This window comes from Prochlorococcus sp. MIT 1223 (assembly GCF_034092465.1).
In the GTDB taxonomy this organism is placed as follows: Bacteria; Cyanobacteriota; Cyanobacteriia; order PCC-6307; family Cyanobiaceae; genus AG-402-N21.
Genome location: NZ_CP139303.1, coordinates 1,629,057 through 1,644,641 on the forward strand (window position 1 = coordinate 1,629,057; position 15,585 = coordinate 1,644,641).

Here is a 15,585-nt window from a genome sequence, read left to right on the forward strand (position 1 = left end):
ATTGATACCTAAATCTTATCAGTAAATATTTCACTAAGGCATTTAAAGGCCAATTCCAAAAATACTTTTTGTTGCAGCCTCTCCTTTGAAAACTAGTTCAGTTAGAATAAGCATCGCGAAACCAAACATAGCTGCACGTGCATTTACTAGCTCTGCATTTTCATTGAAACCAAATACCTCTTTAACCTCATTGCCTTGATTATTAATCCATTTAGCATTCTCTATTAAGTCATCTGTTGCAAAATCAACTTTTGTTTTATTTTCTATTGATGATTCAGTCTCTAACTCAATGTTATCTTTTTGATAACCCAAGTAGTCATTATCTTGTTTCATCTTTAAAAGTGCCAATCAATTTTAATTTAATACCTTTTCTTTCTTTTGTGTGAATTTTTCTTCAACTTCTTTATCATTCTCTTTGGCTTCGCTAATATATATGACCTTTCAGCTTGGTTTAAATTAAAACCTAACAAAGAAACTATAAATATAAAAATTATTATAGCGAAGTATGATTTCATTTCAATATGCTCCTGCTAACGAGGAATCCTTTATTATTTTACCTTTCATAATAATCTTCTAAATTGATCTAGAATAGAGATAATCAATTTTTATAGCCAATTGATGCTATCTTTGCAAAAATTATCTTGGTTGATTCCAAGTGCTCCATTATTTGGAGCTATTCTAATTGGGGGTATGCTGATTAGTTTCAATAGAACAATGAATAGGTTGACTAAGCCTATATCCTTTTTCTTGATAATTTCTGTTTTGTTCTCCACTCTACTAAGTCTTACTTTATTTTTAAAGAATGTTACTGGGCAATCTTTTGAGTTGGATTTGACTTTGGCAAGTTTTAATTTACACTTCTCTTTTTATCTAAGCTTACTTATAGATAAACTATTGCTAATTGCCGGTTCTGTATTTGTCATAATTATGACAGGCTCCTATTATTTCCTAGATCGAAGACAAGGTTATGTACGTTATTTATCATTAATTTCTGCTTTATCTGGAATAGTCTTCTTTTCGATTTTAAATGGGGTGATACCCTTGTCATTAACTTAAATCTTCATAGAATTAATTTGATATACTATAGGAATTCTTCCTTTTATATATGATCTTTATTTATCACTTGCTTGCTGGAAGATATATATAGAAATTCATTGAATATTCTAAAACTCAAAATATGAATACTTCTTTGATTGATACTCATCAAATTGATTTTCCAACAAGAGTAGCTCTTGTTCATGAATGGTTTACTCCAGGTTCTGTAGGAGGAGCCGAAAAAGTTGTTCGCCAAATAGATCAGTTTCTTTTCTCTAAAGGATGCAAGGTTGAATTAGCTGCTTTAGTTGATGGGGAAAGTCAAAGGCCAGAGAGTTGGCTTTCAGGAAGAGATATTCAAACAAGTTTTGTTCAAAAATTTCCTTTTGGAGTTAATAAAGTTCAGCATTATTTACCTTTATTACCACTAGCCATAGAACAGTTGGATTTCTGCAATTGTCCTCTTGTTATAAGTAGTAATCACTTGGTAGCAAAGGGCATTTTACTTGCTCCAGACCAGTTACATGTTAGTTATATCCATACTCCTGTTAGATATGCGTGGGATCAAATGAATATTTATTTAAAGAAATCAACTTTGAGGCGCTATGGATTTGGACCTTTAATTCGCTGGCAGCTCCATTCACTTAGGAAGTGGGATCAATTAAGTGCAGCAAGAGTTGATTGCTTGATAGCAAACTCTCGTTTTACCTCTAGAAGAATTTCCCGCTATTGGAGAAGAAAAGCCGAAATCGTTCACCCACCAGTTGACGTGGGCCGCTTTCATTTTGATAAAGAAAGAGATTCTTTTTATCTTTGTCTTTCTAGATTAGTGCCAAATAAAAGAGTTGATTTGGTTATTAAAGCGTTTAATGAACTTCAATTGCCTTTAATCGTGGTTGGTGATGGACCTGAAAAAAAATCGTTACAAAAACTTGCTGGATCTAATGTTCAAATCCTTGGTTTTCAGGCATCCGATAAGGTCTCAGAATTAATGGAAAGATGTCGTGCTTACGTATATGCAGGCATAGAAGACTTTGGTATTGCCCCAGTTGAAGCTATGGCGGCAGGAGCACCTGTCATTGCTTTTGGAAAAGGAGGTTTGTTAGATACTGTTTGTTGTGCTTCAAATGGTTTTGAATCAGCTACTGGAGTCCTTTTTAAAAGTCAGACAGTTGACTCTTTAGTTGAAGCTGTTAGGTGGTTTGAGGAAAAGAGGCTATGGACATTAATTCCTCCAGAGAAACTTAATGCTTGGGCAAGTCGCTTTAGTAATGAGGCTTTTAAAAAACGCTTTGAAAAGGTTTTAAATAAGGCTCTGATAGTCCATGAAAAAACTAATCGTGCTGCATCTATTGACCCTTCCTTAATACTTGCTCTTGAAGAAAGCAATTAAGTATTCTTGCGAAGGTAAGCGTTGCTATTAAAATTTTTAAAATCTTCCAACTTCGTTCTTCGTTTTAAATTATTTCTAGAGATGTCTAAGCTTTTTAATAAAAATATATTTTTCTCTTCTAAAGGACTTGAACAAAACCCTTCTAAATTGCCTGCAAAAGAGTTACTAGATCAACAGAGCTTTTCTGGCAGGATTATTAAAAGGATAGGAGATATTATTTTTTCTGGAAGTCTTCTAATTCTTGGTATACCAGTTTTTTTTCTTTTAGCAGTTCTCGTTAAGCTAAGTTCTCGTGGCCCAGTTTTTTATATTCAGGAAAGAGTGGGCCGAAACTATAGGAAGTTTGGGTGTATAAAATTCAGGACAATGTATAAGGATGCAGATACTCTTCTTAAAAACCTTCTTTTAAGTTCACCTGAGTTGAAAAAAGAGTTTGAAAGTGACTTTAAGTTGAGAAAAGATCCAAGGATAACTCCTTTAGGAAGGTTTCTTCGTAGGTCCAGCCTTGATGAATTACCTCAATTTCTGAATGTATTAAAGGGTGAAATGAGTGTTGTAGGACCAAGACCAATTGTTGTAGAAGAGCTTGAAAAATATGGTTTATCTATGGACGAAGTCATATCAGTTAGGCCAGGTTTAACAGGCCTTTGGCAAGTGAGTGGACGTAATAATCTTAGTTATACAAAAAGAGTAAAAATTGATTTATTTTATGCAAGAAATAGATCATTTAAATTGGACTTAGAAATTATCTTTCTTACTATAGGAGTACTTTTCTTCCCAATGGATAGAGGCGCATATTGACTCTTTAATAATAGTTATGTAGATAGATTTATTATTACTATTAAAAGCAGCCAAAATATTTGCAATTTAACTATACTAAGGATAATTTTTTTTATAGATCTTGTATTGGCTTCAGGATGATTTTTGCCAAGTTCAGGTTTATATTTTTTCGTCCCTCGATAGATATTTTCTCCACCCATTCTTATTTTTAAGCAATTAGCAAAAATAGCTTCAGATAAGCCCGAATTAGGCGACTCATCTTTTGATCCTTCCTTCCAAGCCTTTTTTATTATTTCAGGAGCAAGATTCCATGATCTGCTTACTAAAGGAAGAGTGATTAAAACTAAACGACTAGGTATCCATGTCATTAAGTCATCAAGTTTTGCACCTGTGTAACCAATCCACCTCAAGGAACCTTCTTTATATCCAATCATTGAATCTATCGTGCTGCTTGCTTTGAAAGTTAATACAAATGATAATGGCCCTGGTAAGTATAAGGAGACTTTCCAAAACATAATTCCAATAAATATCCAAAATAAAGGAGCAAAAATACCATCTACTGCATTCTCACTTGCTGTTTCTGCAACGGCTCTAAGAATTTCTTGCTTTTTAAGATTAGATGTATCCCTTCCGACTATATTGGATAACATCTTGCGTGAATTCTGAATATCTAAATAGGAATAATTATTTTCAATTGGGTGTATAACGTCTAAACAACTAGAGGCTAGACTCCTTGCAGCAATTGAGCTTGAGATTAAAAGCAATAAGACTAATGAGCTAATAGTACTTATAATATTTGACTCTGAAAGTGATAATTGTTCAATGATCCAACCTGTTAGTCCACTGATAATTACAATATTAAAAGTTAGAAGTAAGCCACCTATCTTTAGAAATAAGATGTTACCTCTTGAATATTTTTCAATTAATATCCTTGTAAAGTTTATAACCCAACCTATAACCTCAACAGGATGTAAAAATTGTTTTGGATCTCCAATTAACCAATCTATGAAGATTGCTGTTATTAAAAATAGAATTAGATTATTCAGTCTTTTCTATTTAAGCCAACTAAACATTGATCTAAGACCTTTCCCGACCCTTTCAATTGGAAGAGAAGCATCTTTTTCTCTAGATATTTTCATATTGGGTTTCCCGGCCTCGCATTCTGAGACGAAGTTTTTAGCAAACGTACCATCTTGTATATCCGCAAGAATACGCTTCATTTCTGCTTTGGTTTCTTTAGTGATTAGCCTTGGACCGCTCACGTAATCTCCATATTCAGCAGTATTAGAAATTGAATCTCTCATGGCTGTAAGTCCTCCCTTTACCATTAAATCAACTATCAGCTTTACTTCATGGAGACATTCAAAATAGGCTAATTCAGGTTGATAGCCAGCTTCTACAAGAGTTTCAAATCCAGCTTTTACTAATTCAGATAGACCTCCACAAAGGACGGCTTGTTCTCCAAATAAATCAGTCTCAGTTTCTTCTTTGAAATTTGTTTCAAGTATGCCAGCGCGTGTCCCCCCAATTCCTTTTGCGTAGGCCATTGCTAAATCTCTCGCTTTACCTGATGCATCTTGTTCTATTGCAAAAAGTGCAGGCACACCCTGACCGTTTTGGTATTCCCACCTGACCGTATGCCCTGGTCCCTTGGGAGCGATCATCACAACGTCGACAAAATCAGGAGGTTGAATGAGCCCGAAGCGGATATTAAAGCCATGAGCAAAACTCAAAATCTTGCCTGGTTTTAAATGAGGCGCAATTTCTTTTGTATATACATCCTTTTGGAATTCATCAGGCAGAAGGATCATTATCCAGTCAGCTTTTGCTGAGGCCTCTGCAACACTTAAAACTTCTAGGCCGTCAGATACAGCTTTATTTGTAGAGCGACTACCTTCGTAGAGCCCTACTAAAACATTGATTCCACTATCTTTGAGATTAAGAGCATGTGCATGTCCTTGAGACCCATAACCAATAATTGCAACTGTTTTGTCTGATAGCAGACTTAGGTTTGCATCTGAATCGTAGAAAAGTTGAGCCATCTGTTTGCTATCTCAGTGCTAATAAACAAAGCTTACGAAAGAGAGGTTATATCAAATTCTCAAAAAGATTTACTAATTTGTTCATTTTAGGCAATTACAAATATCTGATAAAAAAAATATATAAATTACGGACAAGGAATCGTCTCCATATAGTTAGGCCTGGGCTTCATTGGGATGAGATATGACTCTATCAATTAATCCATATTCCTTCGCTTCCTCGGCACTGAGGAAATAGTCTCTATCTGTATCCTTTTCTATTTTCTCAAAAGTTTGTCCTGTCATATCAGCCATTGATCGATTAAGCATTTCTTTTATCCTCAAAATCTCACGTGCTTCAATTTCGATATCGCTTGCTTGTCTTTGCGAAGTACCTCCTAGTGGCTGATGAATCATTATTCGGCTATGAGGCAATGCTAATCGTTTGCTTTTTGTTCCCGCAGACAATAGGAATGCTCCCATGGATGCGGCAAGTCCGACACAGATAGTAACCACATCACTTTTGACATATTTCATGGTATCAAAAATGGCTAGCCCTGCAGTTACAGATCCTCCAGGGCTATTGATATATAGATAAATGGGCTTAGTACTATCTTCAGAATCTAGATATAGCATTTGAGCTACTAGGCTGTTTGCAATTCCATCATTAACTTCTTGCCCTAGAAATAATATTCTTTCTGCTCCTAGTCTTGTGTAAATATCTACCCAACGTTCATATTGACTTCCAGGAAGTCTGTAAGGAACACTTGGAGTACCAATTGGCATGATTTTTTAAAAGATCGAGTGATTTGATTAATTAACAATTGATTCGAAAAGAATCTAGTTATGAAAAGTCAACTTATCTGAGCCTGATCAGGTAAGTCTTTTCTGCTGCTAAGGACTCTATCGATAAGACCATATTCGACAGCTTCCTGAGGATTTAAATAACTCATTCTGTCAGAGTCTTTAGACAATTGGTCTATAGATCTACCAGTGTTTTGAGAAAGAATTTCAAGCATTGCTTTCTTATTATGGATAACTTCTTTTGCGCGAATTTGAATATCAGTGGCTTGTCCTCTTGCTCCGCTTATGGGTTGATGAAGAACTATTGAAGCATGTGGAAGAGAAGCTCTTTGACCTTTTGTTCCAGCAGAGAGAATTACTGCAGCAGTTCCCATTGCTTGGCCAATACAAATCGTGTGAACAGGAGGCTTTACATATCTTAGAGTGTCACATATTGCGAAAGCTTCTGTTTCGAATCCGATTGCATCCCCTGTATACCAACTTGTGCCTGTTGAATTGATATAGAAGTAAATTGGTTTGTCTGGATTGTCAAACTCTAAATAAAGCAATTGAGCAATTATTAACTCAGTTACATCCATTCCTAATTGCCTTTTTGCGTCATCATCTGAAAACAAAGGTAGCCCTAAGTAAACTATGCGTTCTTTAAGAAGCAGTGATGGTAAATCAGGAGGAGGAGTCCGCATTACTGCTGAATCCCCATAGTATGGAGCTGAAACAGTCATATTCTATAAACCATTTTGACGTTGATCCTAGCTAGCTCTAATCCTAAGTTGGATTTATTTTTTGTGACTTATTTCGTTGCAGGATTTTTTTCGAGTTTTCCAAAGATCATTCTGCCTGTTGGAGTTTGTAGTGCACCTGTAATCACCACTTCTAATCTCTGCCCAATTAAATCTTTAGCACCTTCTATTACAACCATAGTTCCATCTTCCAGATAGCCTATTCCTTGAGTAGCTTCTTTACCCTCTCTAACTATTTTTAAATTTAGATGTGCTCCAGGTTGAACATCTGGTCTTAAAGATATTACCAAGTCACTAAGATTTAGAGATTTAATTGCTTTTACTTCAGCTACTTTGGAAAGATTAAAGTCAGCTGTAATTAAGACTCCACCTGTATCTTCAGTAAGTTTGAGTAAAATTTCATCTGCACCTGGCCCTTCATATTTAGTACTATTAACGACAAGCCTTCGACCATAAACTTCTCGTAATTCAGTAAGAGTTTTTAACCCTCTTCTGCCCTTCCCTCTTTTTTCGTTATTGCTTGAATCAGCTAGTTTTTGAAGTTCCTCAATAACAGCTTCTGCAACAATGATTTGACCTTCAACTAATCCACAACTTATAAGATATTTTATTCTTCCATCAATAATTACACTTGTATCTAATATCTTTGCTGTAGCCGGAGTAAGTATACCTTCTGCTACAAGAAGAGCTTCAGTACTATTTGGGTTAAATATTCTTAGAAGGGTTCTTCCATGTATATCTGCTAAGTTGTAACCAATTAACCCAAAGAAGATATTGCTTAAAATTGCTGAAAGAGGCTTAGCAAAAAAGATTTTATCTGGTATAGGAAGCAGAAGTATTGGTGCTAGAAGGAGATTTGCTACAAGTAAACCCATTATTATGCCGACAGATCTACTTATGAGAAGATCTGTTGGCATAGTTCTCACTTGTCTTATTAGACTTTTGCGAAGTTGAAGGAATAAAAAACCAATTAGAGTACTTATAAGAGCTGCTAGGGATGATGCAACTTCTCTAGGAAACTTTGAACTTATATCCATCTCTAAAATCTTTCCAGGCAAAAATTCATTGCCAAACCAACCAATTGCAGCTCCAGCAATCAAAAATAAAATCAGGACAAGAAGGTCCACCATGTTATTAATTTATGCTTATTTCCGATGAATTGCTGCAGGATGTTTTTAGTTCAAGGGTTTGCTTCACGAATTTGTTCACAGTTATGATTAATGATTGCAAGTAATAGTTGTGAATAACAACCCAAGAAGCGCATATTTGCATATTCCTTTTTGTCATAGACGTTGTTTCTATTGTGATTTTGCTGTTGTGCCTTTGGGGGATAAAGCTAATGGAGTGAATGGACCTGGGAGTAATTCAATTAAGACATATTTAGAACTCCTTCATAGAGAGATAGCTCTTATAAAAGAAGGCAGTCCTCTTTCTACTATTTATTTTGGAGGCGGGACACCTTCGTTATTGACTCCTGTTCAAATATCTTCTTTATTAAGGCATCTGCAACAGATATTTGGATTTCAAGATGGGGTGGAAATTACACTTGAGGTGGATCCGGCAAGTTTTGATAAAAACTCCTTAGAGGAATTCTTAGAAATTGGAATAAATAGATTGAGCCTTGGAGGACAAAGTTTTGATGATGATCTTCTATTACAAATTGGACGAAGACATAACCGTAAGCAATTAATTCAGTCTTGTGAATGGATTGATCAAATGTTCAGGATTGGCCAGCTACGAAGCTGGAGTCTTGATCTTATTCAAAATCTTCCAGGACATGATTTGCTTTTTTGGAAGTCTCAGTTACTTCAAGCCCTTGAGGTATCTGCCCCGCACCTATCAATTTATGATCTTTCAGTTGAACCTGGCACTGTTTTTTATCGAAAAAAACTTAAAGGTGAACTGAGTCTCCCTAATGAAGATACTTCTATTGGAATAGATAGATTAACCAAATCACTTCTTTCAGAAGTGGGCTACTCAAGATATGAGATTTCTAACTACGCATTACCTGGCCATGCCTCCCGTCACAATAGGGTCTATTGGAGTGGAGCGGGTTGGTGGGGATTTGGGATGGGAGCAACAAGTGCGCCTTGGGGTGCTCGTTTCTCTCGACCAAGGACTCGAGATGGATATGAAAAATGGCTTGAGAGCCAAGAAAAAAAGGGTTTAGAACCTTCTTTGGAGATGCCTAATGCTCGTCCAATAGACTTAGATGAGCAATTGATGGTTGGTTTACGTAGAAGAGAAGGTGTTAATTTATTTGAGATAGGAAGAAATTGGGGATGGAGTACAGATAAATGTGGAGAGTATTTAGATGCTTTGGACTTACGTTGGAAGAATTTTTATGAAAAAGGTTTAATAATAAAAAATGGCAATAGAACTCTATTAACTGATCCTGAAGGTATGGAGATTAGTAATCAAATTATTGTTGAAATGTTTTTGTGGTGGGATTCATTGCCTAATGACGCTCTACTTCCACCCATTTCTTAAGCTCTTGAATGAAAAGTTCTCTTCCTGATATTAAAGGTTTAGAAAAAGGGGGCTGTTTCAAAGAAAGCCCTAATAGGTCAGCTGTTACTCTCACTTGACCATCGCAATCTTCCCCTGCTCCAATTCCAATTATTGGAATTTTCAAGATATTTGTAATATGTCCAGTTACCTCGGAAGGTATATGCTCTAACACAATTGCAAAGCATCCAGCTTTTTCTAAATCAAGAGCTTCCGAAAGAATGTGTTCTTGGCTTATTTTGTCTTCTGCTTGTCGACGATATCCTAATTGATGCACTGATTGTGGAGTTAGTCCAAGATGTCCCATTACTGGTATACCAGCTCTAATAAGCCTCTTAATTACACTTAAAGTTTCCGGTTGCGCTCCTTCTACTTTTACAGCGCATGTAGACGAATTTTTCAGCAGACTTCCTGCTGCTGCAACTGCGTGCTCTTCGCCGCACTGATAACTAAGAAAAGGTAAATCACAAACTATTAATGGTTGTTTAGTGAGCGGTTTCTTGAACCCTCTTTCAACCGCCTGAGCATGATGAAGCATTTGTTCTAAAGTTACTGGGAGAGTAGTTGCATGGCCTAATGCCACCATTGCCAAAGAATCTCCAACTAGAACGATATCTGCCCCAGCTTCTTCAACTATTCCAGAAGAGATGCTATCCCATGCTGTTAGGACTATTATCTTTTGGCCAATTTGCTTAAAACGAATCAATTCGTTTGGGATCATTGTTATTTAACTATTTAGAAGACTGATATTGCTAAGATTTTAATGACTCGGACCCATGCGGCTTAAACGCCCAAATCTGGTCAGGACCGGAAGGTAGCAGCCACAAGGGATGCTTAAAGCAGGCGTGGATCCCGGGTCACCTCAATTTTAGATTCATTGAATCAGCTCCCTGGATATTTGCGATTTTGCCTCAAACGTAAAAACTCAGGAATATTGGCCCCAGTTTCTTTAACTTCATTTTGATTGTATGAAGGCTGGCCAGAAATTCTGTTGCGACTTCTCTGGTTGTTATATGGAGATTCTTTGTTCTCAAAACCTGTTGCAATAACAGTAACTTGAATTTCCCCTTCAAGCTCTTTATCAACAACTGCTCCAACAATAATATTCGCTTCCGGATCTACTGCTTCGTATATAACTTCTGAGGCGGAAGTCATATCCTCAAGTGTCATATCTTTGCCCCCAGTGATATTTATTACACAACCCTTAGCACCATCAATTCTTGCAGATTCTAATAATGGACTATTGATCGCAGCTTCAGCAGCTTCTAAAGCTCTTGAGCGTCCAGACCCAAGCCCAATGCCAAGGAGTGCAGTTCCAGCTTCTGTCATTACAGAGCGTACATCTGCAAAGTCAACATTAACCAAACCAGGGCAAGTAATTATGTCGCTTATCCCTTTGACTCCCATTCTTAAAACATCATCTGCGCTTCTAAATGCTTCTTGTAAGGGGGCTCCAGCAATGACATCTTTTAATCGGTCATTTGGAATGACGATTAGGGTATCTACATTTTCAGACAGCCTTGCTATCCCTTCCTCTGCTTGTCGCATTCTTCGGCGACCTTCAAATCCAAATGGTTTAGTGACTATCCCTACAGTTAAAGCTCCTATTTCTTTCGCAACTTCTGCTACTACAGGGGCAGCTCCTGTGCCAGTTCCACCCCCCATGCCAGCAGCAATGAAAACCAAATCAGATCCCTGAAGAGCTTGTTGAAGCTCATTCCTTGATTCTTCTGCGGCTTTTTGCCCAATACTTGGATTACCCCCTGCTCCTAAACCTCTTGTAAGTGTTTGGCCAAGTTGAACTCTATTGCCAGCTGATGATTCTATTAGTGCTTGAGCATCAGTATTGAGCACTCGATAGGTGACGCCCTCAAGATCACTTGAAATCATTCGGTTTACGGCATTACTGCCTCCACCTCCAACGCCAATAACCTCAATTCTTGCAGATTGACTGGGTTGGATTTGTTCATCCAAAGTTAAACCCGAAGTGTTACCGATGCCCATCACCATATTTTGAATTAATTAAGAGATTTTGGTGCATTATGTACTCACCAGAGAGTTTTGATGAATTTTTCAAAAAAACTCTCTGTTTGGTGAGACAAATAAAAAGAACATAACCCGAGTTTTAAACGGATACTTTCTTTTAAAACATTGTCAGTATATTGCTTTTAAGAACTTGATGCCGCTAATTAACGATTACCTGTTTGCAATTCAGGTTTTGAGAGATCTCTTAAGTCGAGTTTGCTTCCTCTTTGATTGATTAATCGTTGAGGTAATGATCTGCTCAAATGAGATAGAACTTTTATCTGCGCACTTAGTAGTTCAGCATTAGAGCCAAGAGTCACAGAATCGAACCCCTCAGTCCTAATCTCTAATTCTCCTGTTGAACCTATTTTTATTTCCTTTAAAGGACTTCCTAAACTCTTTTGGTGCTTGAGAAGAAAAGCAATTGATTGTTGATGGCTCTTCCTCCATCCGGAAACAAAAATATTTACTTCGGATTGATCTTTTTTATACCAATTTAGAGGAATCCATTCGGCATCCTCGTCAATCATTCCATTCTGAGTGCCGTTTGGACTATTTCTCTGAGCATAAGCAATTGGCTCCCTCTCAAGTATCTCAATAAACAATTCCTTTGAAAAAATTTGGCGATGTATTGAAACTGCTTCAAGCGAAAGCATATTTTTAAGATTCACTTCTATTCGTTTAGGAATTATTTTCAAAAGAGGCCTAGGCAAAGAAATTCCAGATGCTTTGATAATCTCTTCATCCTCAAAATATTTATTTCCATAAATATGTACTTGATTAATTGAGATTAGGGATAACCCATTATTTAAAAAGAAGAAAATAAGTACTATCGAAAAAAAAGTGTAAATAAACGATTGCCAAAGTTGTTTAAAGAAGTTTGGATTACTTGAATATCCCCGTGCTCTAGTTTTCTTGAAGTTTAAATTAGATTTTCTCCGTCTTTTAGTATTACTCATATTTGACTAGCGTTTTTACAGGTCGCAACGAGCTTTCTCCATTAATTGATTCATCCATTCTCTTGCTCTGTCTGCGTCTGTAAAAGGGACATCTATTTCTTTACCGCATCCAATTAATCTTAGACGGCAACTTCCTTGTGACTCATTAGTAAGCGGTGCTTCCCCGGAAGCTAGAGCTAATAATTCAAGTAATTCTAATTGTTTAATTTCAAAAGAAGCTTCTTCTTTGAAATTACCTGCTTCAAAACTGCTCCAACAAAGTACACCTTCTTTTAATCTTGCGGCACCGGAACCGTCCAATTTGGCAAGTTCAGACCCTTTAGCCCATTCCCTATATAAATTTTGCCTTCTTCTTTCAATCCATCCCAATCCGGTAAGAAGGATAAATGCAATTAGAAGAGGGAACCAAAGTAAGCCGTGAATCATTTTTTCTTCTGCCGAGATTATTTGAGCGTTAAAGAAATGCTTTAGTTTATTCTGTAGCTGTTTTTAAGAGTTCAGCAACTAATTCTTCAAGATTTAAGCCTGAAGCTTCCCAAAGCATTGGATACATACTTTTATTTGTGAATCCAGGCATTGTGTTTATCTCATTTATTAAAAGCTCATTTTTTGCTGGAACATAAAAGAAATCAACTCTTGCAATACTATTAATTGATAATGCTTTACAAGCTTTCAAGCTTAAATTACTAATTTCTCGGGAAATAGTCTCAGGAATAGGAGCAGGTATTAAAACTTTAATTTCTTCAGAAGAGTATTTTGTTTCATAGTCATACCACTCTGAATTGTGCATAACTTCTCCTATTACTGAGGTCTTGATATGGGTTTTGCCTAGAATCCCGCATTCAAGTTCTCTTCCGATAATGTTTTTTTCAATGATTATGCGATTGTCGTATTTGCAAGCTAGTTCTAAGCCAGATTTCATTTCGCTTTTGAAATGAGCTTTACTTATCCCAACTGATGATCCAAGATTTGCAGGTTTTATGAAGCAAGGATATCCAATTTTTTCTTCTAATTGCTCTATAAGGTTTTTTAGTAATTCAGGATCGGTTATTTGATTACTTTCAGCGGCTTGATATGTAACTTGTGGAAGCCCTAATGCCGCAAATGAATTTTTCATTGCGATTTTATCCATTCCAAGAGCTGAACCCAAGACACCAGAACCAATAAAAGGTTTGCCAATTAATTGCAAAAGACCTTGTATTGAGCCATCCTCTCCGTTTGGCCCATGTAGGAGGGGAAACCAAATGTCTATACCCGATACGTCTTGCGGAAACTCGTAAAATCCTTTCTTATTGTGTTGCTTTGGGAGTTCGCTTTCTAGGAGTCTATGCCCTTTCCTTAAGGCTTTACGTGCTACTTCATTAGGCCACCAACGTCCTCTTGGATCAATATAGATACAGGTTAAATGAAAATTTTTTAAGCTTTTACCTTTTTTAAAACAGTTTGAGACTGTGTTTGCTGATTTAATTGAAACATCATGCTCTCCAGATGCTCCTCCGAAAATAATACCTACGCAAGTTTCTTTATTAGTATTCATTTAACTTCTTATAGCATTTATGACTATTTTCATTGATTTAAAGCAACTCCAGTTAGCGAAAAAGAGCGTATCTCTTTTATCATTACCCTAATAAGATCACCAGGTTGGTATTTAATTCCATTTACAGGATCTTTGGGACAAAAAGTAAGGCGATTTGTCCTGGTTCTTCCTATTATTTGCTCAGTATTCTTTGGATTTATACCTTCTATCAGAATCTCTTCAATTTGATTCTTATAGCGCTCATTTCTCTTTTTTGCTATTTTCTCTACAAGAATATTTAATTCTTTAAGCCTAGAAACTTTTATTTCTTCACTAAGTTGATCTGGCCAGTTTGCTGCTGGAGTATTAGGTCTAGGTGAATAAGCGGCTGTATTAACTTGATCGAAACTAATTTCTTCAACCAATGAAAGAGTGTTCTTAAATTGTTCATCTGTCTCTCCAGGAAATGCAACAATTACATCTGCACTAATTGATGCATTAGGCATTAATTTTCTAATTTTATTGATAATCATTCGATACTTTTCAATTGTGTAGCCTCTAGCCATTCTCTTTAAGACTTGATCGTCTCCACTTTGAAAAGGTATATGAAAGTGTTCACATACTTTGGAGAGTTCTGCACATGTATTTATTAATTCATCAGTGAAGTATCTAGGATGGCTAGTTGCAAACCGAATGCGCTCTATACCTTCCACGTCATGAATGTAGTAAAGAAGATCTTTTAGTGAAAATTTATTTTTTTGCGTGGAGGAAGATGTCTTTAGATCGCGGCCATAGGCATCAATATTTTGTCCAAGTAAAGTAATTTCTTTAAACCCTTGTTTTGCAAGGCTTTGGACTTCCAGTTTTATTGCTTCTGGCTCTCTTGATTGTTCTGTGCCTCTGACGGATGGGACGACGCAATAAGTACAGCGTTCATTACAGCCATAAATTACGTTTACCCAAGCACATATTTTGCTATCTCTTCGAGCAGTTGTTAAATCCTCAATTATGTGTAGTTCTTCTGTTGCGACTACTTGTTGCCCAGTATCAACTTGATTTAAGAGAGTCTCAAGACGATTTGCGTGTTGAGGCCCCATAACAAGATCAAGCTCTGGGACTCTCCTTAGCAAGGCTTCACCCTCTTGCTGAGCTACACAACCAGCAACTATTAATTTGAGATGTGGCAATAATTGTTTTCTTCTAGCTTGCTTCCCTAAATAGCTATATACCTTTTGTTCAGCATTATCTCTAATAGTACATGTGTTATATAGGACTAAATCTGCTTGAAGCTCAGCCTCTGCCTCTTGATATCCCATCTTTTCAAGGATGCCTGCCATCCTTTCTGAATCAGCCTTATTCATTTGACATCCAAAAGTAGTAATCCAATAGCTACCTCGGATCTCTCCAGAATGATCAGGAGTTAATTGTTCTAAAGGTGTTTGGGCTGAAAGCACTTTTGAATTTGAATTAATTTATTCAAATTGATTGATTTTTCAATCTCAATTTAGATCAAATTTTGCTTTTGAACTCCATTTCCCCATAAAAAGATTATGGGAATCAAGGGCGAGCGAGGGGATTCGAACCCCCGAATAGCGGCGCCACAAGCCGCTGCCTTAACCACTTGGCGACGCCCGCCTTGTATTACTGAATTTACCAATTCATAGGGAATTTTCTATAAAAGATTTTTATGAGTAAATTTTCTAAGGAACTTAGAAGGTCATTTTTTTTGCTTAGGGCTTGTTATCACTTAAGTTCACTTTAAAAATATTGATTTAAGAATTTTAAAACTTTTCCCATTTTTTAGAGA

At 36.6% G+C, this 15,585-nt stretch carries 15 protein-coding genes, 1 tRNA gene and 1 other RNA gene; 4 read left to right on the plus strand and 13 right to left on the minus strand.

The genetic code is table 11. The annotated features are described in order from the left end of the window. Positions 1–42: 42 nt before the first annotated feature. Positions 43–333: a high light inducible protein gene (locus SOI85_RS08825; protein ID WP_320664021.1), complete on the minus strand. Its 291-nt coding sequence runs from the start codon at positions 331–333 to the stop codon at positions 43–45. 844 nt (positions 334–1,177) lie between these two features. Between SOI85_RS08825 and SOI85_RS08830 the strand changes: the two genes are divergently transcribed. Both SOI85_RS08830 and SOI85_RS08835 read left to right on the plus strand, forming a co-directional pair. After that, positions 1,178–2,428 (plus strand): glycosyltransferase, encoded by a 1,251-nt coding sequence (locus SOI85_RS08830; RefSeq protein WP_320664022.1) that lies wholly within the window; start codon positions 1,178–1,180, stop codon positions 2,426–2,428. An 81-nt stretch (positions 2,429–2,509) separates the two neighbouring features. Further along, a complete protein-coding gene (locus SOI85_RS08835) occupies positions 2,510–3,229 on the plus strand; it encodes a sugar transferase (RefSeq protein WP_320664023.1) in 720 nt (239 codons plus the stop codon). Positions 3,230–3,243: 14 nt separating this feature from the next. Here SOI85_RS08835 and cbiB read toward each other — a convergent pair whose 3' ends face one another. The 5 genes from cbiB to SOI85_RS08860 form a co-directional block, all read right to left on the minus strand. After that, positions 3,244–4,254, minus strand: coding sequence for an adenosylcobinamide-phosphate synthase CbiB (gene cbiB, locus SOI85_RS08840; RefSeq protein ID WP_320665169.1), 1,011 nt, complete (start codon positions 4,252–4,254; stop codon positions 3,244–3,246). 6 nt (positions 4,255–4,260) lie between these two features. Next, positions 4,261–5,250: a ketol-acid reductoisomerase gene (gene ilvC / locus SOI85_RS08845; RefSeq protein ID WP_320664024.1), complete on the minus strand. Its 990-nt coding sequence runs from the start codon at positions 5,248–5,250 to the stop codon at positions 4,261–4,263. Between the two features lie 153 nt (positions 5,251–5,403). Beyond that, positions 5,404–6,012, minus strand: a complete 609-nt coding sequence (locus tag SOI85_RS08850) for an ATP-dependent Clp protease proteolytic subunit (protein ID WP_320664025.1) — start codon at positions 6,010–6,012, stop codon at positions 5,404–5,406. 68 nt (positions 6,013–6,080) lie between these two features. Further along, positions 6,081–6,752 carry an ATP-dependent Clp protease proteolytic subunit gene (locus SOI85_RS08855; protein ID WP_320664026.1) on the minus strand — a complete coding sequence of 224 codons (672 nt, stop codon included), beginning with the start codon at positions 6,750–6,752 and terminating at the stop codon, positions 6,081–6,083. A gap of 68 nt (positions 6,753–6,820) precedes the next feature. Beyond that, complete coding sequence (locus tag SOI85_RS08860; protein WP_320664027.1) at positions 6,821–7,900, minus strand: PIN/TRAM domain-containing protein; 1,080 nt, start codon at positions 7,898–7,900, stop codon at positions 6,821–6,823. A gap of 109 nt (positions 7,901–8,009) precedes the next feature. Here SOI85_RS08860 and hemW point away from each other — a divergent pair, with 109 nt between their 5' ends. Then, positions 8,010–9,260, plus strand: coding sequence for a radical SAM family heme chaperone HemW (hemW, locus tag SOI85_RS08865; protein ID WP_320664028.1), 1,251 nt, complete (start codon positions 8,010–8,012; stop codon positions 9,258–9,260). Here hemW and panB read toward each other — a convergent pair. After that, on the minus strand, positions 9,229–9,999 hold the full coding sequence (gene panB / locus SOI85_RS08870; protein ID WP_320664029.1) for a 3-methyl-2-oxobutanoate hydroxymethyltransferase: 771 nt from the start codon (positions 9,997–9,999) through the stop codon (positions 9,229–9,231). The two genes, hemW and panB, sit on opposite strands and share 32 nt — an antisense overlap. Before the next feature lie 44 nt (positions 10,000–10,043). On the opposite strand from panB, the gene ffs reads away from it, so the two are divergent. Next, positions 10,044–10,140, plus strand: an RNA gene (gene ffs / locus SOI85_RS08875) — signal recognition particle sRNA small type. Between the two features lie 20 nt (positions 10,141–10,160). Here the strand turns inward: ffs and ftsZ are convergent. From ftsZ to SOI85_RS08905, 6 genes are all read right to left on the minus strand, one after another. Then, the gene (gene ftsZ / locus SOI85_RS08880) at positions 10,161–11,282 is read right to left on the minus strand and encodes a cell division protein FtsZ (RefSeq protein ID WP_320664030.1); all 1,122 of its coding nucleotides are present in this window, start codon (positions 11,280–11,282) and stop codon (positions 10,161–10,163) included. Between the two features lie 185 nt (positions 11,283–11,467). Then, positions 11,468–12,262 carry a cell division protein FtsQ/DivIB gene (locus SOI85_RS08885; RefSeq protein ID WP_320664031.1) on the minus strand — a complete coding sequence of 265 codons (795 nt, stop codon included), beginning with the start codon at positions 12,260–12,262 and terminating at the stop codon, positions 11,468–11,470. A gap of 15 nt (positions 12,263–12,277) precedes the next feature. Continuing rightward, positions 12,278–12,688 (minus strand): hypothetical protein, encoded by a 411-nt coding sequence (locus SOI85_RS08890; protein WP_320664032.1) that lies wholly within the window; start codon positions 12,686–12,688, stop codon positions 12,278–12,280. A 46-nt stretch (positions 12,689–12,734) separates the two neighbouring features. Continuing rightward, entirely contained in the window at positions 12,735–13,799 is a 1,065-nt protein-coding gene (locus SOI85_RS08895) for a D-alanine--D-alanine ligase family protein (protein WP_320664033.1), read from the minus strand. Positions 13,800–13,828: 29 nt separating this feature from the next. After that, entirely contained in the window at positions 13,829–15,232 is a 1,404-nt protein-coding gene (gene miaB, locus SOI85_RS08900; RefSeq protein WP_320664034.1) for a tRNA (N6-isopentenyl adenosine(37)-C2)-methylthiotransferase MiaB, read from the minus strand. A gap of 108 nt (positions 15,233–15,340) precedes the next feature. After that, positions 15,341–15,413: transfer RNA gene (locus tag SOI85_RS08905), tRNA-His, on the minus strand. Positions 15,414–15,585 lie beyond the last annotated feature (172 nt).